At 72.5% G+C, this 21,718-nt stretch carries 15 protein-coding genes; 12 read left to right on the top strand and 3 right to left on the bottom strand.

The features are described from left to right. The first annotated feature begins 165 nt into the window (after nucleotides 1-165). The 3 genes from ACFYOJ_RS22595 (at nucleotide 166) to hflX (ending at nucleotide 5,593) form a co-directional block, all read left to right on the top strand. Nucleotides 166-2,334 (top strand): HD domain-containing protein, encoded by a 2,169-nt coding sequence (locus ACFYOJ_RS22595; RefSeq protein ID WP_356557945.1) that lies wholly within the window; start codon nucleotides 166-168, stop codon nucleotides 2,332-2,334. A gap of 93 nt (nucleotides 2,335-2,427) precedes the next feature. Next, nucleotides 2,428-3,954, top strand: coding sequence for a M1 family metallopeptidase (locus ACFYOJ_RS22590; RefSeq protein WP_356557946.1), 1,527 nt, complete (start codon nucleotides 2,428-2,430; stop codon nucleotides 3,952-3,954). A gap of 145 nt (nucleotides 3,955-4,099) precedes the next feature. After that, the gene (hflX, locus tag ACFYOJ_RS22585) at nucleotides 4,100-5,593 is read left to right on the top strand and encodes a GTPase HflX (RefSeq protein ID WP_356557947.1); all 1,494 of its coding nucleotides are present in this window, start codon (nucleotides 4,100-4,102) and stop codon (nucleotides 5,591-5,593) included. 63 nt (nucleotides 5,594-5,656) lie between these two features. On the opposite strand, the gene ACFYOJ_RS22580 is transcribed toward hflX, so the two are convergent. Beyond that, entirely contained in the window at nucleotides 5,657-6,880 is a 1,224-nt protein-coding gene (locus tag ACFYOJ_RS22580) for a trypsin-like serine peptidase (RefSeq protein WP_388597614.1), read from the bottom strand. A 304-nt stretch (nucleotides 6,881-7,184) separates the two neighbouring features. Between ACFYOJ_RS22580 and ACFYOJ_RS22575 the strand changes: the two genes are divergently transcribed. The 4 genes from ACFYOJ_RS22575 to ACFYOJ_RS22560 all read left to right on the top strand — a co-directional run bounded on the left by ACFYOJ_RS22575 (nucleotide 7,185) and on the right by ACFYOJ_RS22560 (nucleotide 13,619). Continuing rightward, nucleotides 7,185-8,609 carry an aminotransferase class III-fold pyridoxal phosphate-dependent enzyme gene (locus tag ACFYOJ_RS22575; RefSeq protein WP_388597611.1) on the top strand — a complete coding sequence of 475 codons (1,425 nt, stop codon included), beginning with the start codon at nucleotides 7,185-7,187 and terminating at the stop codon, nucleotides 8,607-8,609. 64 nt (nucleotides 8,610-8,673) lie between these two features. After that, entirely contained in the window at nucleotides 8,674-10,632 is a 1,959-nt protein-coding gene (locus tag ACFYOJ_RS22570; protein WP_356558139.1) for an IucA/IucC family protein, read from the top strand. Between the two features lie 45 nt (nucleotides 10,633-10,677). Continuing rightward, on the top strand, nucleotides 10,678-11,457 hold the full coding sequence (locus tag ACFYOJ_RS22565) for a GNAT family N-acetyltransferase (RefSeq protein ID WP_388597608.1): 780 nt from the start codon (nucleotides 10,678-10,680) through the stop codon (nucleotides 11,455-11,457). Between the two features lie 161 nt (nucleotides 11,458-11,618). Then, the gene (locus ACFYOJ_RS22560) at nucleotides 11,619-13,619 is read left to right on the top strand and encodes an ATP-dependent DNA helicase (RefSeq protein ID WP_356558140.1); all 2,001 of its coding nucleotides are present in this window, start codon (nucleotides 11,619-11,621) and stop codon (nucleotides 13,617-13,619) included. Between the two features lie 100 nt (nucleotides 13,620-13,719). Here the strand turns inward: ACFYOJ_RS22560 and lexA are convergent, their stop codons facing one another. After that, nucleotides 13,720-14,499 (bottom strand): transcriptional repressor LexA, encoded by a 780-nt coding sequence (gene lexA, locus ACFYOJ_RS22555; protein ID WP_356558141.1) that lies wholly within the window; start codon nucleotides 14,497-14,499, stop codon nucleotides 13,720-13,722. Between the two features lie 573 nt (nucleotides 14,500-15,072). Between lexA and nrdR the strand changes: the two genes are divergently transcribed. Beyond that, nucleotides 15,073-15,624, top strand: coding sequence for a transcriptional regulator NrdR (nrdR, locus tag ACFYOJ_RS22550; RefSeq protein ID WP_356558142.1), 552 nt, complete (start codon nucleotides 15,073-15,075; stop codon nucleotides 15,622-15,624). A 164-nt stretch (nucleotides 15,625-15,788) separates the two neighbouring features. Further along, on the top strand, nucleotides 15,789-18,683 hold the full coding sequence (locus ACFYOJ_RS22545; protein ID WP_356558143.1) for a vitamin B12-dependent ribonucleotide reductase: 2,895 nt from the start codon (nucleotides 15,789-15,791) through the stop codon (nucleotides 18,681-18,683). Nucleotides 18,684-18,751: 68 nt separating this feature from the next. Here ACFYOJ_RS22545 and ACFYOJ_RS22540 read toward each other — a convergent pair whose 3' ends face one another. Then, on the bottom strand, nucleotides 18,752-19,285 hold the full coding sequence (locus tag ACFYOJ_RS22540; RefSeq protein ID WP_356558144.1) for a TerD family protein: 534 nt from the start codon (nucleotides 19,283-19,285) through the stop codon (nucleotides 18,752-18,754). A gap of 155 nt (nucleotides 19,286-19,440) precedes the next feature. Between ACFYOJ_RS22540 and ACFYOJ_RS22535 the strand changes: the two genes are divergently transcribed. The 3 genes from ACFYOJ_RS22535 to ACFYOJ_RS22525 all read left to right on the top strand — a co-directional run bounded on the left by ACFYOJ_RS22535 (nucleotide 19,441) and on the right by ACFYOJ_RS22525 (nucleotide 21,713). Further along, nucleotides 19,441-20,046 carry a YdbC family protein gene (locus ACFYOJ_RS22535; protein ID WP_356558145.1) on the top strand — a complete coding sequence of 202 codons (606 nt, stop codon included), beginning with the start codon at nucleotides 19,441-19,443 and terminating at the stop codon, nucleotides 20,044-20,046. A gap of 62 nt (nucleotides 20,047-20,108) precedes the next feature. Then, nucleotides 20,109-20,768, top strand: a complete 660-nt coding sequence (locus ACFYOJ_RS22530; RefSeq protein ID WP_356558146.1) for a phosphoglycerate mutase family protein — start codon at nucleotides 20,109-20,111, stop codon at nucleotides 20,766-20,768. Nucleotides 20,769-20,780: 12 nt separating this feature from the next. Beyond that, nucleotides 20,781-21,713, top strand: a complete 933-nt coding sequence (locus ACFYOJ_RS22525; RefSeq protein ID WP_356558147.1) for an ADP-ribosylglycohydrolase family protein — start codon at nucleotides 20,781-20,783, stop codon at nucleotides 21,711-21,713. Nucleotides 21,714-21,718 lie beyond the last annotated feature (5 nt).

The following is a 21,718-nucleotide window of genomic DNA, read 5'->3' as shown; positions in this document are numbered from 1 at the left end:
TCGCTCGAATGGGTGATCCGTTTCACGCTCGGCGAGAGGCGGTCAGCGGTACGTGATGGGCTCGATAGCATCAAGCACCGGCCGGGACGGGGGACCGATGCCATCCCCTGAGCCGTGTCCGCCCTGGGGCTCCCCGTCCGCCGGTCCGCGCAGCCGGAGGTGCCCATGAATGCGGAGGCCGTGAATCCCGCGAGCCCAGGCCCCGTCACGCCGCCGGTCTCCGGCGCAGTCCCCGCGGCGGCCCGCAGAAAGGCCCGCCCCCGGATCGACCTGCGCCGCCTGGGCCGCGCCGCGCTCCTCGGCACCACCTCGCGCGACCGGCTGCCCGACGCCATCGGCCACGTCGCCGAGGCCCACCGCGCCCACCACCCCGACGCCGACCTCGACCCGCTGCGCCGTGCCTACCTGCTGGCCGAGTCCTCGCACCGCGGCCAGATGCGCAAGAGTGGCGAGCCGTACATCACGCACCCCCTCGCCGTGACCCTGATCCTCGCCGAACTCGGTGCGGAGACCACCACCCTGACCGCCTCCCTCCTCCACGACACCGTCGAGGACACCGACGTCACGCTGGACCAGGTCGGCGACCAGTTCGGCGCCGAGGTCCGCTATCTCGTCGACGGCGTCACCAAACTGGAGAAGGTCGACTACGGCGCCGCCGCCGAGCCCGAGACCTTCCGCAAGATGCTCCTCGCCACCGGCAACGACGTCCGCGTGATGTCGATCAAACTCGCCGACCGGCTGCACAACATGCGCACCCTCGGCGTCATGCGCAAGGAGAAACAGGAGCGCATCGCCAAGGTCACCCGGGACGTCCTCATCCCGCTCGCCGAACGGCTCGGTGTCCAGGCCCTCAAGTCCGAGCTCGAGGACCTCGTCTTCGCGGTGCTGCACCCCGAGGAGTACGCGCACACCCGGGAACTGGTCGCCGAGAACGCGGCCCGCGCCGACGACCCGCTCGCCGCCGTCGCCGACGACGTCCGCAAGGTGCTCCGCGAGGCCGGCATCACCGCCGAGGTCCTCATCCGGCCCCGGCACTACGTCTCCGTGCACCGCGTCTCCCGCAAACGCGGCCCCCTCACCGGCGCCGACTTCGGCCGCCTGCTGGTCCTCGTCCAGGAGGACGCCGACTGCTACGCCGTCCTCGGCGAGCTGCACACCTGCATGACGCCCGTCGTCTCGGAGTTCAAGGACTTCATCGCCGTACCCAAGTTCAACCTGTACCAGTCGCTGCACACCGCCGTGGCCCGCGCCGAGGACGGGCAGGTCATCGAGGTCCTCATCCGCACCCACCAGATGCACAAGGTCGCCGAGGCCGGAGTCGTCGCCCTCGGCAACCCCTACGCCGCACCGGCGGAGGACCAGGCAGCGGGCGACGGCGAGCGCGCCGACCCCACCCGGCCCGGCTGGCTCTCCCGCCTGCTCGAATGGCAGCGCGGAGCACCCGACCCCGACACCTTCTGGTCCACCCTGCGCGAGGACCTCGCCCAGGACCGGGAGATCACCGTCTTCCGCCCCGACGGCGGCACCCTCGGCCTGCCCGAGGGCGCCACCTGCGTGGACGCCGCCTACGCGCAGTACGGCGAGGACGCCCACGCGGCCATGGGCGCCCGCGTCAACGGGCGGCTCGCGACGATGAGCACGGTACTGAAGGACGGCGACACCGTGCAGCTCCTGATGGGCCAGGACCCCGCGTCCGAGCCCTCCCGGCAGTGGCTGGAGCACGCCCGCACCCCCGCCGCCCGGATCGCCATCCAGCGCCGGCTCGCGGCCCGCTCCGCTTCTCCGGTACCGGCCGACGCCGAGGAACCGGCCCGGGACCCGGTCCCCGCCGCCGCGTCGGCCCCGCACCCGGCCTCCGAGGGGTCCGCGCCCCGCTCCGTCCCCGCCGACGTCCTCGCCGACAGGCCCGGCGCGACCGTACGGCTGGCGCGCTGCTGCACCCCCGTACCGCCCGACGAGATCACCGGCTTCGCCGTGCGCGGGGGAGCGGTGACCGTCCACCGCGCGGAGTGCGCCGTGGTGGGCCGCATGCGGAGCGCGGGACGGGAGGAGGTCGGGGTCCACTGGGGCGAGACCAGCGAGTGCCGGGTCACACTGCTCGCCGAATCGTTCGGCCGCCCGCACCTGCTGGCCGACCTCACCGAGGCCATGGCCGTCGAGGGCGCCGAGATCGTCTCCGCCACCGTCGAGCCCCCCGTCCGGCAGCGGGTACGCCACACCTACACCGTCCTGCTCCCCGACGCCGCCCGCCTGCCCTCCCTCATGCGCGCCATGCGCGACGTGGCCGGGGTGTACGACGTGAGCCGGGCCCAGCCGCAGCCGACGGGCGCCTGACCCCGGGGCGGCGGCGGACCAGGGGTTACCCGTTCGGGTGCGCCGGGCGCGCGCCGTCACCGCGGTGCACACGCGCGCTGATAGCCGTGGGGCATGCTGCACACCCCCCACCCCACGGCTTCCCGCCCCCGCTCGCGAACCCGCCGCCGGCTCAGGGCAGCGGCGCTGCTCGCGTCGGCCGTCTCCGTCTGCCTGGTCGCCGCGAGCGCCCCGCCGGTCCCCCTCGGCGTCGGCGACCGTCTCTTCCCCCACCTGGGCAACCCCGGGTACGACGTGGCCGCGTACGACCTGTCCTTCACCTACTCCGGCAGCAACAGCGAACCGCTGGAGGCCGTCACCGTCATCGACGCGCGCACCACGGCCGGCCTGGACCGGATCAACCTCGACTTCGCCCACGGCCGGGTCGACTCCGTCGAGGTCGACGGCGAACCGGCCGCCTTCGCCACGGCCGGCGAGGACCTCGTCGTCACCCCCGGGGAACCGCTCGACGAAGGCGAACGGACCCGGATCACCGTGCGGCACACCAGTGACCCCGTCTCCCCCGAGAACCGGGAGGGCGGCTGGGTGCGCACCGCCGACGGGCTCGCCATGGCCAACCAGGCCGACGTCGCCCACCTGGTGTTCCCCTGCAACGACCACCCTTCCGACAAGGCGCGCTTCACCATCCGGGTCACCGCCCCCGACGGACTCACCGCGGTCGCCAACGGACTGCCGGCCGGCATGGACCGGTCGGGCAGGACGACCACCTGGACGTACCGGACCGCGCATCCCATGGCGACCGAACTGGCCCAGGTCTCCATCGGCCGCTCCGCCGTGCTGCACCGCACCGGCCCGCACGGACTGCCCGTCCGGGACGTCGTGCCGCACACACACCGCGCCGCCCTCGAACCGTGGCTGGAGAAGACCCCCGGCCAGATCGCCTGGATGGAGAGCAAGGTCGGGCGCTACCCCTTCGAGACCTACGGCCTGCTGATGGCCGAAGCCACCACCGGCTTCGCGCTCGAGACCCAGACGCTCTCCCTCTTCGAACGCGAGCTGTTCACCGAGCCCGCCAACCCCCGGTGGTACGTCGAGTCGATCATGGTGCACGAGCTGGCCCACCAGTGGTTCGGCAACAGCGTCGGCCCACGCTCCTGGTCCGACCTGTGGCTCAACGAAGGACACGCCACCTGGTACGAGGCCCTGTACGCCGAGGAGACGGCGGGCAAGCCCATGGAGGAGCGGATGAAGGCCGCCTACGGTGCCTCCGACCGCTGGCGCGCGGCGGGCGGCCCCCCGGCCGCGCCCGAGCCACCGGAGAACGGTGACAAGATCGGCATTTTCCGTCCCAACGTCTACGACGGCGCGGCCCTCGTCCTCTACGCCCTGCGCCAGGAGATCGGCACCCCTGCCTTCGAGCGCCTCGAACGGGACTGGTTCGCCCGGCACCGGGACGGCACGGCCTCGACCGCCGACTTCGTCCGGCTCGCCTCCGAGACCGCCGGCCGCGACCTGACCGGCTTCCTCCGGGGCTGGCTGTACGGCGAGAAGACGCCGCCGATGCCCGGCCACCCGGACTGGAAGCCGACGGCGGACGACGGAGCGCCCAGGTCCGCCGAGGGGAAGACGCACGGGGAATAAGCCGGTGACGAGACGACTCGTGCCGTGCGACCATCTTCCGGACGGCGCGACGGCGGCCACGGGAATCTCCCCGGCGGCCCGCGCGTTGTGAACAGTGCGTCGGTTCTGTACCGCACGCCTCGCATCCCGACTGCGTAAGGATCCAATGACCTCCTCTTCTTCCCCCTCCCAGGACACCAAGCGTCTCGCGCAGACCTACCCCGAGGGCCTCCGGGCCGATGCCCTGATGGAAGAGGACGTCGCCCGGAGCCACGAGAACGACTCGGAATGGGACGGCGAGCAGTTCGACCGCTCCGACCGCGCGGCCCTGCGCCGGGTGGCGGGCCTGTCCACCGAGCTCGAGGACGTCACCGAGGTCGAGTACCGCCAGCTCCGCCTGGAGCGGGTCGTCCTCGTCGGCGTCTGGACCACGGGCACCGTGCAGGACGCGGAGAACTCCCTCGCGGAGCTCGCCGCCCTCGCCGAGACCGCGGGCGCGCTCGTGCTCGACGGCGTGATCCAGCGCCGCGACAAGCCCGACGCGGCCACCTACATCGGCTCCGGCAAGGCCCAGGAGCTGCGTGACGTCGTCCTCGAGACCGGCGCCGACACCGTCATCTGTGACGGTGAGCTCAGCCCGGGCCAGCTGATCCATCTCGAGGACGTCGTCAAGGTCAAGGTCATCGACCGTACGGCCCTGATCCTGGACATCTTCGCCCAGCACGCCAAGTCCCGGGAGGGCAAGGCGCAGGTCGCGCTCGCGCAGATGCAGTACATGCTGCCGCGGCTGCGAGGCTGGGGTCAGTCGCTGTCCCGGCAGATGGGCGGCGGCAAGGGCGGCGGCCTCGCCACCCGCGGTCCCGGTGAGACCAAGATCGAGACGGACCGGCGCCGGATCCGCGAGAAGATGGCGAAGATGCGCCGGGAGATCGCGGAGATGAAGACCGGCCGCGAGATCAAGCGCCAGGAGCGCAAGCGCCACAAGGTGCCGTCCGTGGCCATCGCGGGCTACACCAACGCCGGCAAGTCCTCCCTGCTCAACCGCCTCACCGGCGCGGGCGTGCTGGTCGAGAACGCCCTGTTCGCGACCCTCGACCCGACCGTACGCCGGGCCGAGACCCCGAGCGGGCGGCTGTACACCCTGGCGGACACCGTCGGCTTCGTCCGGCACCTGCCGCACCACCTGGTCGAGGCGTTCCGCTCCACAATGGAGGAGGTCGGCGACTCCGACCTGATCCTGCACGTGGTGGACGGTTCGCACCCGGCCCCGGAGGAGCAGCTCGCCGCCGTGCGCGAGGTGATCAGGGACGTCGGCGCCACCGCCGTGCCCGAGATCGTCGTGATCAACAAGGCCGACATGGCGGACCCGCTGACGCTCCAGCGGCTGCTGCGCATCGAGAAGCGGTCCATCGCGGTCTCGGCGCGCACCGGCCGGAACATCGACCAGCTGCTCGCGCTGATCGACAGCGAACTGCCGCGCCCCGCGGTGGAGATCGAGGCGCTCGTGCCCTACACCCAGGGCAAGCTGGTCGCCCGCGCCCACGACGAGGGCGAGGTGATCTCCGAGGAGCACACCGCGGAGGGCACCCTGCTCAAGGTCCGGGTGCACGAGGAGCTGGCGGCGGAACTCACGCCGTACGCTCCGGCGCCGCTCGTCTGACGAGCATGACGGCCGAGGGCCCGTCCCCCGTCACGGCGGGGGACGGGCCCTCGGCCGTGCCGGTCACCGGCCGGCGAACTTGCCGCTGACCGCGTCGAACACACCCTTGGCCTCCTCGCCCAGGCGCGGACCGGCCAGCCAGCCGGCCGTCACCGGGCCGATCGAGGTGTTGGAGACCAGCGCCGGCTTGCCGTCGGCGCCCTCCGCGACCCAGCCGCCGCCCGACGAACCGCCGGTCATGGTGCAGCCGATGCGGTACATCGTCGGGTCCGACGCGGCCAGCGACAGGCGGCCCGGCTTGTCGGCGCACCGGAACAGCTTCTGGCCGTCGTACGGCGGCGCGGCCGGGTAACCGGTCGCGGTGACGCTCTCCATCTCCTGCACGGCAGGCGCCTCGAAGTCCACCGGCAGCGCGGCGCCGACCGTCTCCTCCAGCGACTTGCCGTCGCCGCCCTTCTCCGGCGTCACGTGGATGACCGCGAAGTCGTACGAGGCACCGTCGCCGCCCGTGGCGCCGCCCTGCTCGATCCACTGGTCCGAGGTCTGCGCCCAGTCGCCCCACCACACGCCGTAGGGAGCGACCTGCTCCTTGGTCGCCCCCTCCAGCTCGGCGGCCGACCTGCCGGAGTCGTTGTACGACGGGACGAAGGCGATGTTGCGGTACCAGCCGCCCTTCTTGCCCGCGTGCACGCAGTGGCCGGCCGTCCACACCATGTTCGACTTGCCGGGATGCGCCGGGTCCTGGACGACCGTCGCCGAGCAGACCGAGGTGCCCTCGGGGGAGTCGAAGAACACCTTGCCCGCCGTGGCGGCGTTCTCGTGGTACGACGGCGGCACGGCCTCGGCCCGGACCGGCTGCGGTTCCGGGTCGGTCACGCCCTGGTCACCGGAGAGGTCGCCCTCGTCGATCTTCTGGTCCGGCTCCTCGGCGTCCCGCATGCGGTCCGGGTCCCACAGGTCCTCGATGATCGGGTTGACGAAGTCCTGCGCCTCGCGCAGCCAGTCGTCCTTGTTCCAGTTCTTCCAGGCGCCGTTCCGCCACTGGTCGACGTCGATCCCGTGTTCCTTGAGCTTGTCCTTGATGTGGTCCGGGATCCTGATCTCGCCGTTGCCGGCGTCCGCCGCGGACGCGGAGGCGTCGCCGCCCGCCTCGGCGCCGCCCGACTCGCAGGCGGTGGCGGTGAGGACGAGCGCCGAGACGAGGGCCACGGCGGCCGGCAGGGGGAAGGTTCGGCGCCGCCCGCCCCTGTGCCCGCGCGTGGTGAACGACGGCCGTATGGATCGCATGGTGTTGACTCCCCCTGCTGTGAACGAGTGACGCCGCGCCGGTGCTTCCGCGCGAGCCCGGAAGCGGGTTCGCGCACTCCGCACGGCAGCCTGGAACGGCACCACACACTATGCGGTCGCTGTGGGGGAGTTCCGACGGAACGGCAACGGTTGCGTCACGGCAAGGATCTTGAGGCAACCCGTAACCCGGTGAACGGGCGGGGGTTGTAGCGGTCGGGGGTCCGCTGTCCGGATGCGGCCCCCGTGCCGAGGGCGACGAGGGCGACCGCGCGCTCGCCCCTGGACTGCGGGAGGACAGGGAGCCGTGGCGGAAACCGCGTACGGGGAGCCGGCGGCCGTGGGCCAGGACGCCGGACCCACCGCCGGGAAGGGGACCGGGGCCGGGACGGCCGCGAGGACGCGTGAGGTGTGCGAGGGGGCGCCGAGGCGCCAGACGGCGCGCGAGTCCGCCGCCCGTACCTACCCGCGCGCCCTGCCGATCGTGCCCGTGCGGGCCCGGGGCCTGATCATCGAGGGCGCGGACGGCCGGCGGTACCTGGACTGTGTCTCGGGCGCCGGGGCCCTGGCGCTGGGGCACAACCACCCGGTGGTGCTGGAGGCGATCCGCAAGGTGCTCGACTCGGGCGCCCCCTTGCAGGTCATGGACCTGACCACCCCGGTGGAGGAGGCCTTCGTCACCGAGCTGTCGCAGAGCCTGCCGCCGGGACTGGCCGGCCGGGCGCGGGTGCGGTTCTGCGGGCCTTCCGCCACGGACGCGGTCGAGGCCGCCGTCGCGTTCGTCCGCGCGGCCACCGGACGGAGCCGGGTGGTCTCCCTCGCCGGTGCCCGTCACGGCACGGCCGCCGGGGAGCCGGTCCCCGGGGGCGGCCGCGGCGACGGGGTGCTCGTACGCCCACGGCTTCCACAGGACCACGGCCGTCCCCGCGGGGGCGAGGGCGACGCCGGCAGCGCCGCCCGCCGGGACGAGTCCGTCCTCGGCGGCCACCTGCCGGGGCAGACGGCGCCGGCCGGGCTGATCGTGGCACCGGTGGACAGCGAGGCCGGGGTGGTCCCCGCCCCCGATGCCTGGATGCGGCACCTGCGGCGGCTCACGGCCGAGCGGTCCGTCCCGCTGATCGTCGACGAGACCGAGACGGGAGCCGGACGGACCGGTGCCTTCTGGGCGGTGGAGCACAGCGGGACCACCCCCGACGTGCTCGTCCTGTCCAAGGCGATCGGCGGCAGCCTGCCACTGGCCGCGATCGTGCACCGCGACGACCTGTGTGCCGGGGAGCCCGGCGCCGGAACCTTCCGGGGCAACCAACTCGCCCTCGCCGCGGGCACGGCGACCCTCGCCCACATCCGCGCGAACCGGCTCGCCGAGCACGCCGCGGCCCTGGGCGCGGGCATGCTGGCCCGGCTGCGAGGGCTGGGCGCGGAGCTGCCCTGTGTCGGCGAGGTGCGCGGACGGGGTCTGATGCTGGGCGTCGAACTGGTGACACCGGACGGCGAGGGCGGCGCCGCTCCTCGGACGGCCGCCGCCGTCCAACGGGAGTGCCTGCGCCGCGGGCTCGTCGTGGACCGCACGGGCCCGTCCGCGAACGTCGTACGGCTGCTGCCGCCGCTGACCATCACCGAGGACCAGGCGGCGGCGGTACTGGAACGGCTGGCCGACGCGCTCCGGACGGTGGCGGCGACCGCGCACCGTCCCGTCCCCGCCACATCCGGCGAGCCGCGCGAGCCGCGGTGAACCCGCCCCCGCGGACGACGCCACGACCGGCGCCGCCCGACACCGCACGTCACGAGGACCCGCGTTGCACACCACCCCCGCACCTCTCGCCGCCCTCCCCGTCCGCCCGGACCACCCGGACCACCCGGCCCCGACGCGCCCGGTCACGGAACCACCGGGTCCGGATCACCGGGACTCGGAGCCGGACCGCCGGCACCCGGGCCCGGACCACCGGAACCCGGACCAGGGCCACTCGGACCCGCACACCACCGCCCAGGCCGTCGCGGTGGAGAACCTGCTGCGCTGCTGGGTCCGGGAGGCGGACCTGGCGTCCCCGGACGACCGGCTGCTGAGGATCCCCCTGCCCGCCACCGGCACGGCCCTGACCGTCCCCGTGCGCTACTGGTCCCCGACCGGACACCACCGCTTCGGCCCCCCGCGCCTGACCGGAGTCCCCGCCTCGACGCCGCCGGTGGACGCCGTGACGCTCGCCGCGCTGCTCACCCGGGAGGCGGGCGGGGGAGGTGGCGCCCACGGTGCCGACCTCGTCGCCCGCGTCGCCGACTCCGTGCGCCGCACCGCCGTCTTCCTCCGCGACCGGAACGACCGGAGAGACCGGAGAGACCGGTGTGACCTGAGCGACCGGTGCGAAGGCCCCGGCGACGGATCCGACCTCTTCCTCGCCGCCGAGCAGGCGCTCCTCCTCGGCCACCCCCTGCACCCCACCCCGAAGAGCCGCGAGGGGCTCACCGACGCCGAGGCCCCGCTGTACTCGCCCGAGCTGCGCGGCTCGTTCCCGCTGCACTGGCTGGCCGTCGCGCCCTCGGTGCTCGCCGGCGACTCGGCCTGGACCGAGCACGGACGCCCGGTCGCCGCGCCCCGGCTCACCGCACGCCTCGCCGGCCCCGGCCTCGCCCTGCCGGACGGTCACGCGGCCCTGCCCCTGCACCCCTGGCAGTACCGCGAGGTCCGGCACCGGCCCGGCGTCCGGGCGCTGCTGGACGCCGGACTCCTGCGAGACCTCGGCACCCACGGCGACCCCTGGCACCCCACGTCCTCCCTGCGGACCGTCTACCGAAGCGGCGCCCCCGCCATGCTCAAACTGTCGCTGGCCCTGCACATCACCAACTCCCGCCGGGAGAACCTCCGCAAGGAACTGCACCGCGGAGTCGAGGTCCACCGTCTGCTGCGCGGCGGCCTGTCCCGGCAGTGGCGGGCCGCACACCCGCACTTCGACATCGTCCGCGACCCGGCCTGGATCGCCGTCGACACACCGGACGGCACCCCCGTCCCCGGACTCGACGCCGTCGTCCGGCACAACCCGTTCCGCCCCTCGGACGACGTCACCTGCGTCGCCGCGCTCACCGCGCCGCGACCGCCACGGCCCGCCGACGGCCCCGGCGGCAGGCGTCCCGACGGGACGGGCCCCGCCGCCCGGTCACGGCTCGCGGGCGTCGTCGGCCGTCTCGCCACGCGCACCGGCCGGCCGCGGGGCGCGGTCGCCGCCGAGTGGTTCCTGCGGTACCTGGAGCACGTCGTCCGCCCCGTGCTGTGGCTGGACGCCGAGGCCGGTGTCGCGCTGGAGGCCCACCAGCAGAACACCCTGCTCCTCATGGACGCCGACGGCTGGCCCGCCGGCGGCCGCTACCGTGACAACCAGGGCTACTACTTCCGCGAGTCCCGCCGCGCGGAGCTCCACGCCCGGCTGCCCGGCATCGGCGACCACAGCGACACGTTCGTCCCCGACGAGGTCACCGACGAGCGCTTCGCCTACTACCTCGCCGTCAACAACGTGTTCGGCCTCATCGGCGCCTTCGGCTCCCAGGGCCTCGCCGACGAACGGCTGCTGCTCGCCGCGTTCCGCCGCTTCCTCGCCTCGGGCCCGGCCCCGCTGCGCAGCCCGCTGCCCGCCCGGCTCCTCGACTCGCCCGTGCTGCGCTGCAAGGCCAACCTGCTGACCCGGCTGCGGGGCCTGGACGAACTCGTCGGCCCGGTCGACACCCAGTCCGTCTACGTCACGATCGCCAACCCCCTGCACCCCTGACCACCGACGGCCACGCCGCCCGGCCCCCTCGAAAGGAGCGACCCCGTGCCCGCCACCGACGCCCGCACAGCCTCCGCCACCCCTACCGCACCCGGCACCGGTCCGGAGCCCGGCACGGACACCGACGGGGACGACACCCTGGAACTGCAGGTGCCCGAGGAGTTCGCCGCCCGGTTCCGGCAGGGGCCGGCCGCTTCCCCTCCGCCGTCGCAGAGCGGCGACGACCTGCTCGACCGCGTCGCCGACTGGGGTCCGACGGCCACCTCCCGGGGGCTGTTCCAGCTGGTCCCCGTACGCGCCGACGAGGACACCGCGCTCATCAGCCGCTGGATGAACGACCCCGCGGTCGCCGCCTTCTGGGAGCTGTCCGGGCCACGCGGAGTGACCGAGGAGCACGTGCGGGCCCAGCTCGACGGCGACGGACGCAGCGTTCCCTGCCTCGGTCTGCTGGAGGGCGTACCGGTGAGCTACTGGGAGATCTACCGGGCCGACCTCGACCCGCTGGCCCGGTACTGTCCCGTCCGGCCGCACGACACCGGCGTCCACCTCCTCATCGGCGACGGCGCCGACCGAGGCCGGGGGCTCGGCACCGAGCTGATCAGGGCGGTCGCCGGCCTCGTGCTCGCCAACCGGGCCCGCTGCACGCGCGTCCTGGCCGAACCCGACCTGCGCAACACTCCGTCCGTCGCGGCCTTCTGCGGCGCCGGCTTCCGGCTCGCCGCCGAGGTCGACCTGCCCGCCAAGCGAGCCGCCCTCATGATCCGGGACCGGCGTACACGGATGGTCCGGGAGACGCGTACGCGAGCCGCCGCAGAGTCCGCCTGACCGATCTCCCGCCCGCCAAGGAGCCCACCCTTGTCCCCGCCGTCCTCACCCTTGTCCCCGCCGTCCTCACCCTTGTTCCCGCTGTCTCCGGCCCCCTCGCCGTCCCGCCCCTCCCCGGCGGGCGTCCGTCTGTCGGTCCCGGGCCGTAGGGTGGTCGCGCTATGACGAAGCCTTCACTCCCCGAACTCCTGCACGCCGCCGTCACCGCCGTCGGCGGCACGGAGCGTCCCGGCCAGGTGGCCATGGCCGAAGCCGTCGCGGAAGCGATCGACGACGGTTCCCATCTGCTGGTCCAGGCCGGCACCGGCACCGGCAAGTCGCTCGGCTACCTGGTGCCCGCGCTGGCGCACGGGGAACGCGTTGTCGTGGCGACCGCGACCCTGGCCCTGCAGCGCCAGCTGGTGGAGCGCGACCTGCCGCGCACGGTCGACGCCCTCCACCCCCAGCTGCGCCGCCGCCCGGAGTTCGCGATGCTCAAGGGCCGGTCGAACTACCTGTGCCTGCACCGCCTGCACGAGGGCGTCCCGCAGGACGAGGAGGAGGGCCTCTTCGACCAGTTCGAGGCCGCCGCCCCCACCAGCAAGCTGGGCCAGGACCTGCTGCGCATGCGCGACTGGGCGGACGAGACCGAGACCGGCGACCGCGACGACCTCACGCCGGGTGTCTCCGACCGGGCCTGGTCCCAGGTGTCGGTCTCCTCCCGGGAGTGCCTGGGCGCCTCCAAGTGCGCCTACGGCGCCGAGTGCTTCGCCGAGACGGCCCGCGAGCGTGCCAAGCTCGCCGACGTCGTCGTCACCAACCACGCGCTGCTCGCGATCGACGCCATCGAGGGCGCTCCCGTCCTGCCCCAGCACGAGGTGCTGATCGTCGACGAGGCGCACGAGCTGGTCTCCCGCGTGACGGGGGTCGCCACCGGCGAGCTCACCCCCGGCCAGGTCAACCGTGCGGCGCGCCGTGCCGCGAAGCTGGTCAACGAGAAGGCCGCCGACCAGCTCCAGACGGCCGCGGAGGGCTTCGAACGGCTGATGGAGCTGGCGCTGCCGGGCCGCCTGGAGGAGATCCCGGAGGACCTCGGCTACGCCCTGATGGCGCTGCGTGACGCCTGCCGCACGGTCATCTCCGCGATCGGTGCCACCCGGGACAAGTCCGTGCAGGACGAGGACGCGGTCCGCAAGCAGGCCCTGGCCTCGGTGGAGTCCGTGCACGACGTGGCGGAGCGGATCACCAACGGCTCCGAGTGGGACGTCGTCTGGTACGAACGTCATGAGCCCCGCGGCGGAGCCGCATATCGGTACAGCGGAGCGTCTCTGCGCGTCGCCCCCATGTCCGTCTCGGGTCTGCTGCGCGAGAAGCTCTTCACCGACCGCTCCGTCGTGCTGACCTCGGCGACGCTGAAGCTGGGCGGCGACTTCAACGGTGTCGGCGCTTCCCTCGGCCTCGCCCCCGAGGGCACGGAGGGCGACGACGTGCCCCGCTGGAAGGGCGTCGACGTCGGCTCGCCCTTCGACTACCCGAAGCAGGGCATCCTGTACGTCGCCAAGCACCTGGCCCGCCCGGCGCGCGACGGCGACCGGGGCGACATGCTCGACGAGCTGACGGAGCTGATCCAGGCGGCGGGCGGACGCACCCTGGGCCTGTTCTCCTCGATGCGGGCGGCCCAGTTGGCCGCAGAGGAGCTGCGTTCCCGCATCCCCGAATACCCGATCCTGCTGCAGGGCGAGGAGACGCTCGGCGAGCTGATCAAGAACTTCGCCGCGGATCCGAAGACCTGTCTGTTCGGCACGCTGTCGCTGTGGCAGGGCGTGGACGTCCCGGGGCCGAGCTGTCAGCTGGTCGTCATGGACAAGATCCCGTTCCCGCGGCCGGACGACCCCCTGATGAGCGCCCGCCAGAAGGCGGTGGAGGAGGCCGGCGGCAACGGCTTCATGGCGGTCGCCGCCACGCACGCCGCGCTGCTCATGGCCCAGGGGGCCGGCCGCCTCGTCCGCGCGTCGGGCGACCGCGGTGTGGTCGCCGTGCTGGACCAGCGGCTGGCGACGGCCCGCTACGGCAGCTACCTGAAGGCGTCCCTGCCCGACTTCTGGTACACCACGGATCGCAATCAGGTCCGCAGGTCGCTCGCCGCCATCGACGCGGCGGCCCGGCAGGCCGAGGAGGGCTGAGGAGCCCCGGACAGAGCAGGGCCCCGGAACCGGCGCAGAGGTTCCGGGGCCCGGTCGGTGCGGCGGATCGCTGCCGCGCGGGATCCGCCCGTCGTGGCGCTCAGACGCGGCGCAGTACGGCCACGACCTTGCCGAGGATGGTCGCGTCGTCGCCGGGGATGGGCTCGTACGACGCGTTGTGCGGGAGGAGCCAGACATGGCCGTCCTCGCGCTTGAAGCGCTTGACGGTGGCTTCGCCGTCGAGCATCGCGGCCACGATGTCGCCGTTCTCCGCGACCGGCTGGCGGCGGACCGTGACCCAGTCGCCGTCGCAGATGGCGGCCTCGATCATCGAGTCGCCGACGACCTTGAGCACGAACAGTTCGCCGTCGCCGACCAGTTGCCGCGGCAGGGGGAAGACGTCCTCCACCGACTCCTCGGCGAGGATCGGGCCACCCGCCGCGATGCGTCCGACCAGCGGGACGTAGGACGCGGCCGGCTTGCCGGCGGTGTCCGCGGGCTGCACGGAGGCGGCCTGGTCGGATCCGCGCACCTCGTAGGCGCGCGGGCGGTGCGGGTCGCGGCGCAGGAAGCCCTTGCGCTCCAGCGCCATCAGCTGATGGGCGACGGAGGAGGTGCTGGAGAGTCCGACGGCCTGGCCGATCTCGCGCATCGACGGCGGGTAGCCGCGTCGCTGCACGGAGTCCCGGATGACCTCGATCACCCGGCGCTGGCGATCGGTGAGTCCGGAGCTGTCCGCCCGGATACCGGGAGGTCGGCCCGGCAGGGCGCGCTTGGGCTCCTCGGGATTCGTGGCGTCGCTCATCGTGTGCATCGGCTCAGGTCGGCCCTGGGGGCGGTCCTGGGCAGTGACGGTGGCGCTGTCGGCGGTGGTGGTCACGTCGGCCCCTCTCGGTGGTCTCCCTGCGGCTCAACGGTAGTTGCTTTCGAAAGGTTGCGCCAAACACACGTTCGAGTGAAAAATCGCGAATCGCTCACCCGGAAATGACATCTGGGTGTATAGCTCTCGCGCCGCCCGGCGGGCAGAGCGGTCCGTCGCTGTACTCTTCACCGCCGGGCTGCGGCCTCGTGGGCCGTCGTACCAGTCTGTCATCGGGCACCCCGTCCGGCCGGGCCCGATGCGCCGTCTGCGCGGTGGCCCCACGACCTCTCCTCGCGGTGCCCACCGGATCTCCGTACGCGCAGGACCTTCCGGGGTGCCGCGCCGTGCCCCCGCGTAGCTCCCCATGCGGCGGGACCCGTGTGCCGCCTCGCGTGCCGACGCGACACGCGTGCGGCGCGTGAATGAATGAGCCGTACCCCACATCTAGTGGTTGTATTGCGACAGCAGCCCACAAGTTGTGGTGCCCCCGGTCTTCGGGCCCGCCGCGATCGCCTATGCTGGGGGCTGCTTCGAGGGGCCCGAGGGCCTCGTGGGGCTGTTCGAGTCTGCTGTGAGGAAGGTGGGGAGTTCATGCACTGCCCCTTCTGCAGGCACCCCGACAGCCGCGTCGTCGACAGCCGTACGACCGACGACGGCACGGCGATCCGCAGGCGCCGACAGTGCCCCGACTGCTCCCGTCGCTTCACGACCGTGGAGACGTGCTCGCTCATGGTGGTGAAGCGGTCCGGGGTCACCGAACCGTTCAGCCGCACCAAGGTCATCAACGGTGTGCGCAAGGCCTGCCAGGGCCGGCCCGTCACCGAGGACGCCCTCGCACAGCTCGGCCAGCGGGTCGAGGAGGCGGTGCGGGCCACCGGGAGCGCCGAGCTGACCACCCACGACGTGGGGCTGGCCATACTCGGACCGCTGCAGGAGCTCGACCTCGTCGCCTATCTGCGGTTCGCCTCGGTCTACCGGGCGTTCGACTCGCTCGAGGACTTCGAGGCCGCGATCGCGGAGCTCAGGGAGGCGACGGGACATCCCGGCACGGCCGGCGACGGGGCCGGCGCGGGGAGCCAGGAAGACGACCGCGGGTCCACGGGGGCGGCACAGGTCCCCGAGCCCGCAGGCGCCGCCGACTGACCGGCGGCCGGACCCGGAGGCAGGAACCGGGCCCGGCGGACGGCGGCGAATGAGAAAGACCTGTCGCGGGCGGATCAGAGGGGCCCGCGACACCAGACAGAACACCGTGCCACGGGAACAACCGGGGCACTTCAGGGCGTTTTCGCCCGTACATGGGAGGCGGCATGACAGAGACGGCGAGCGGTCCGGCACGGAGCTCCCGCGCCAAGGGCACGAAGGCGGGCAAGGGACTCCAGGTCGAGCGCGTCCACACCACTCCCGGCGTCCACCCCTACGACGAGGTGGCCTGGGAGCGTCGTGACGTCGTCATGACCAACTGGCGCGACGGCTCGGTCAACTTCGAGCAGCGCGGCGTCGAGTTCCCCGACTTCTGGTCGGTGAACGCGGTCAACATCGTCACCAGCAAGTACTTCCGGGGCGCCGTCGGCACCCCGCAGCGCGAGGTGAGCCTCAAGCAGCTCATCGACCGCATCGTGAAGACGTACCGGAAGGCCGGTGAGGACCACAGGTACTTCGCCTCGCCCGCCGACGCCGAGATCTTCGAGCACGAGCTGGCCTACGCCCTCCTGCACCAGATCTTCAGCTTCAACAGCCCGGTCTGGTTCAACGTCGGCACGCCCCAGCCGCAGCAGGTCTCCGCCTGCTTCATCCTGTCCGTCGACGACTCCATGGAGTCGATCCTCGACTGGTACAAGGAAGAGGGCATGATCTTCAAGGGCGGCTCCGGCGCCGGCCTGAACCTCTCCCGGATCCGCTCCTCCAAGGAACTGCTCTCCTCCGGCGGCAACGCCTCCGGCCCGGTCTCCTTCATGCGCGGTGCCGACGCCTCCGCCGGCACCATCAAGTCCGGCGGCGCCACCCGCCGCGCCGCCAAGATGGTCATCCTGGACGTCGACCACCCGGACGTCGAGGACTTCATCGAGACCAAGGTCAAGGAAGAGGAGAAGATCCGCGCCCTGCGCGACGCGGGCTTCGACATGGACCTGGGCGGCGACGACATCACGTCCGTCCAGTACCAGAACGCCAACAACTCGGTCCGCGTGAACGACGAGTTCATGAAGGCCGTCGAGCAGGGCGGCAAGTTCGGTCTGCGGGCCCGCATGACCGGCGAGGTCATCGAGGAGGTCGAGGCCAAGGCCCTCTTCCGCAAGATGGCCGAGGCCGCCTGGGCCTGCGCCGACCCGGGCATCCAGTACGACGACACGATCAACCACTGGCACACCTGCCCGGAGTCCGGCCGGATCAACGGCTCGAACCCCTGCAGCGAGTACATGCACCTGGACAACACGTCCTGCAATCTCGCCTCGCTGAACCTGATGAAGTTCCTGAAGGACGACGGCAAGGGCAACCAGTCCTTCGAGACCGAGCGCTTCCAGAAGGTCGTCGAGCTGGTCATCACCGCGATGGACATCTCGATCTGCTTCGCGGACTTCCCGACCCAGAAGATCGGCGAGAACACCCGCGCCTTCCGCCAGCTCGGCATCGGCTACGCCAACCTCGGCGCCCTGCTGATGGCCACCGGCCACGCCTACGACTCCGACGGCGGCCGCGCCCTCGCCGGCGCCATCACCTCCCTGATGACCGGCACGGCCTACCGCCGCTCCGCCGAACTCGCCGCGGTCGTCGGCCCGTACGACGGCTACGCCCGCAACGCCGACGCCCACAAGCGCGTCATGAAGCAGCACTCCGACGCCAATGGCGCCGCCGTGCGCATGGACGACCTGGACACCCCGGTGTGGGCCGCCGCCACCGAGGCCTGGCAGGACGTGCTGCGCCTCGGCGAGAAGAACGGCTTCCGCAACTCGCAGGCGTCCGTGCTCGCCCCGACCGGCACCATCGGTCTGGCCATGTCCTGCGACACCACCGGCGTCGAGCCCGACCTCGCCCTGGTCAAGTTCAAGAAGCTCGTCGGCGGCGGCTCGATGCAGATCGTCAACGGCACCGTCCCGCAGGCCCTGCGCCGCCTGGGCTACCAGGAGGAGCAGATCGAGGCGATCGTCGCCCACATCGCCGAGCACGGCAACGTGATCGACGCCCCCGGCCTCAAGCACGAGCACTACGAGGTGTTCGACTGCGCCATGGGCGAGCGCGCCATCTCCCCGATGGGCCACGTCCGCATGATGGCCGCGATCCAGCCCTGGATCTCCGGCGCCATCTCCAAGACGGTCAACATGCCGGAGACGGCGACCGTCGAGGAGGTCGAGGAGATCTACTACGAGGCCTGGAAGCTCGGCGTCAAGGCGCTCGCGATCTACCGGGACAACTGCAAGGTCGGCCAGCCGCTCTCCGCGAAGACCAAGGAGAAGGAGAAGGCCGAGGTCACCGAGAAGGCCGAGGAGACGATCCGCGCCGCGGTCGAGAAGGTCGTCGAGTACCGCCCGGTCCGCAAGCGCCTCCCGAAGGGCCGTCCCGGCATCACCACCTCCTTCACGGTCGGCGGCGCCGAGGGCTACATGACCGCCAACTCCTACCCGGACGACGGTCTCGGCGAGGTCTTCCTGAAGATGTCCAAGCAGGGCTCCACCCTCGCGGGCATGATGGACGCCTTCTCCATCGCGGTCTCCGTCGGCCTCCAGTACGGCGTGCCGCTGGAGACGTACGTCTCGAAGTTCACCAACATGCGCTTCGAGCCGGCCGGCATGACGGACGACCCGGACGTGCGGATGGCGCAGTCGATCGTCGACTACATCTTCCGCCGCCTGGCGCTGGACTTCCTGCCCTTCGAGACCCGCTCCGCCCTCGGCATCCACTCCGCCGAGGAGCGCCAGCGGCACCTGGAGACCGGTTCGTACGAGCCGTCCGACGACGAGGTCGACGTCGAGGGCCTGGCCCAGTCGGCGCCGCGCGCCCAGGAGCTGAAGGCCGTCGCCACGCCGAAGGCCGAGGCCGAGGCGGCCAAGCCCGCCCCGAAGGAGGCGCACACCAGCGCCGAACTGGTGGAGATGCAGCTGGGCATCCAGGCCGACGCCCCGCTGTGCTTCTCCTGCGGCACGAAGATGCAGCGGGCCGGTTCCTGCTACATCTGCGAGGGCTGCGGCTCGACCAGCGGCTGCAGCTGACCGCTGAGACCCCATGAGTGAGGGGGGCGCCGGCCACGGCCGGCGCCCCCTTGCTCGTGCCGTCGGGTTCAGGGCCGGCGTCGCGCGCCCATGACGCCGGTGAACGTCGCCGGGTCGCCCTCGAAGCCGTGGACGCCGCCGCGGAACTCCCACGCCCCGGTCCCGTCCCGGACGAACTCCGCGACCGTCGCCGCCGACGCGGCGGGGACACCGCCGAAGCCGTCCTCGGCCAGCACGGTGTGGCCCTCGCGGATGCGCAGGCCGGGATTGACCACGCCGGCGAAGGTCCGCTGCCCGGAACGCTGCTGTATCACCACGCCGACGACCACGCGCGCGTACCGGACGTCGAGCCGCTCCAGTTCCAGCGTCATGACCTCGTCGTACCCGAAGCCCTTGCCGTCCTTGCTGTCCCGGTTGAGATAGATGGTGCCGTCGGGGGAGCGGCTGTCGAAGTGCACCACGTACACGGGATCGCCGTACGGATCGTCCGCCGGATAGGTCCCGGCGACGATGTCCAGGTCGGCGGGCGACTGTCCCGCCGGGTTCGGATCCCACCGCAGCGCGATCTCGACCTTGCGGATCCCCTTGCTGAGGCCGTTCACAGACTTCCCTTTCCCCGGTCCCTGCCTTGCCCCGCCCGGCCAACTGCCGAACGCGGCCGGCCGGTTGCCCATCCTGCCATGTACGCGAGGGCGGTAACGGGCCGTGGCCGGCCGGGAAGTGACCGGTGCCACGTCCCTGGCCGTACCATGGCGCGGTGCTGGTCAAGTGGATTCGCTGCACCGTGGTGGACCGCCGCGGTTTCGAGCGGGGGCAGCGGAAGTGGGCGGGGCTCCCGGGGGAGCCGGGATTTCGGGGACAGGGGGGCGGCTGGAGCCGGAGACGGCCGGACGTCGCGCACGTCTTCGCCTTCTGGGAGAGCAGGACCTTCTACGACTCCTTCATGGCGCGCTCGCACGACCGGCTCGCCGCGGCGCAGGCCGGGACCTTCAAGGACGCGCAGGTCAGGCTCTTCGATCACCGGTTCGACGTGAAGACCGGCTTCGAGCCCCGCTTCACCGACGCCGACCTGCTGCGGGTGGCACTGTGCCGCGTCCACGAGGACCGGGCCGAGCACTATGTGCTGATGCAGGAGAAGGTCTGGAACCCCGCGATGGCGGGCTCGCCCGGCATGATCCGCGGGCTGTTCGGCGAGGCGCCCGGCAACGAGTACCTGGTGCTGTCGATGTGGCGGTCGGCCGCCGAGCACGGCAAGTACCGCACCGAGCGGGTGGAGCGGCTCGCCCTGCGTGCCCAGACCGAGGCCGACATCGCCGCCCTCACCGGGGACATCGTGCAGCTGGAGCCCTCCTGGACCGTGTGACCTGCGCCGTACGGGGCAGGTTCGAGTCCTCGGTTCCGCGTCCCACGATCTAGGGTTTCGGCATGGCACGACCACGGCGCATCGTTCTTGTCCGGCACGGCGAGTCGACGGGCAACGTCGACGACTCCGTGTACGAGCGCGAACCCGACCACGCGCTCGCCCTCACCGAGCGCGGCTGGGCCGAGGCCGAGGAGACGGGCAAGGAGCTGCGTGAGGTCTTCGGCCGCGAACGCGTCAGCGTGTACGTCTCCCCGTACCGCCGTACCCATGAGACGCTGCGCGCCTTCCACCTCGACCCCGGGCTCATACGAGTACGGGAGGAGCCCCGGCTGCGCGAGCAGGACTGGGGGAACTGGCAGGACCGGGACGACGTACGCCTGCAGAAGGCCTACCGCGACGCGTACGGCCATTTCTTCTACCGCTTCGCCCAGGGCGAGTCCGGCGCCGACGTGTACGACCGGGTCGGCGGTTTCCTGGAGAGCCTGTTCCGCAGCTTCGAGGACCCCGATCATCCGCCGAACGTCCTCATCGTCACCCACGGACTGGCGATGCGGCTGTTCTGCATGCGGTGGTTCCACTGGACGGTCGCGGAATTCGAGTCGCTGTCGAACCCCGGGAACGGCGAGTACCGGATGCTCGTTCTGGGCGAGGACGGCAAGTACACGCTGGACCGGCCTTTTTCGCGCTGGCGGGAACCGGAGCCGTACGGGATCACGGGTTAGGGTGGCGGGGCGATGACCGCTCATTCATCTCCTTCATCTTCCGATTCCGACGAGCGCCTGGTCCGGGCCCTTGCGGGCCTGCGCGGACTGTCGGTGGGGGACGCGCTGGGCTCACAGTTCTCCGTGCCCGTGAACTACCCGCTGCTGGAACGCCGCGGGCTGCCGCCGGGCACCTGGCAGTGGACCGACGACACCGAGATGGCCGCCTCCGTGGTCGCCGTCCTGGCCGTCCACCACCGCATCGACCAGGACGCTCTGGCCCGCTCCTTCGCCGAGCACCACGACTCCGGCCGCGATTACGGACCGGCGGTCGACCGGCTGCTGAGGCTGGTCCGGGAAGGCGGGGACTGGCGCGAACTCGCCGCCGCGCTCTTCAACGGCCAGGGGTCCTGGGGCAACGGTGCCGCGATGCGCATCGCGCCGCTGGGCGCCTGGTACGCGGACGACCCCGAGCAGGCCACCCACCAGGCGGAGATCTCCGCCTATCCCACGCACCAGCACCGTGAGGCGGTGGTCGGCGCCATGGCGGTCGCCGCGGCCGCCGCGCTGGCCGCGTCCCCCGGTGGCCCGCCCGGAGGGGAGGCGCTCCTCGACGGGGTGATCGATCTGGTGCCGAAGAGCGCCGTCGGTGCCGGGCTGCGCCGCGCCCGCGACATGCTCGACTACGACGACGCGGCCACGGTCGCCGCCGTGCTGGGCTGCGGCAGGCGTACGACCGCCCACGACACGGTCCCCTTCGCCCTCTGGTCCGCGGCGCGGGCGTTGGGCGACTACGAGCGTGCCTTCTGGACGACCGTCCAGGTGGGCGGGGACGTCGACACGACCTGCGCCATCGTGGGCGGGGTGATCGCCGCGGGCCGGGCGGGGACGCCGCCGGCCGACTGGGTGGCACGGACCGAGGCGCTGCCGTCGTGGTTGCCGGGGGCGGCCGGGCCCGTCGGGTGACGTCC

Origin of the sequence: Streptomyces sp. NPDC006384, from assembly GCF_042870695.1 — a bacterium.
GTDB lineage: Bacteria > Actinomycetota > Actinomycetes > Streptomycetales > Streptomycetaceae > Streptomyces.
This window is presented reverse-complemented; position numbering and strand designations above follow the sequence as displayed.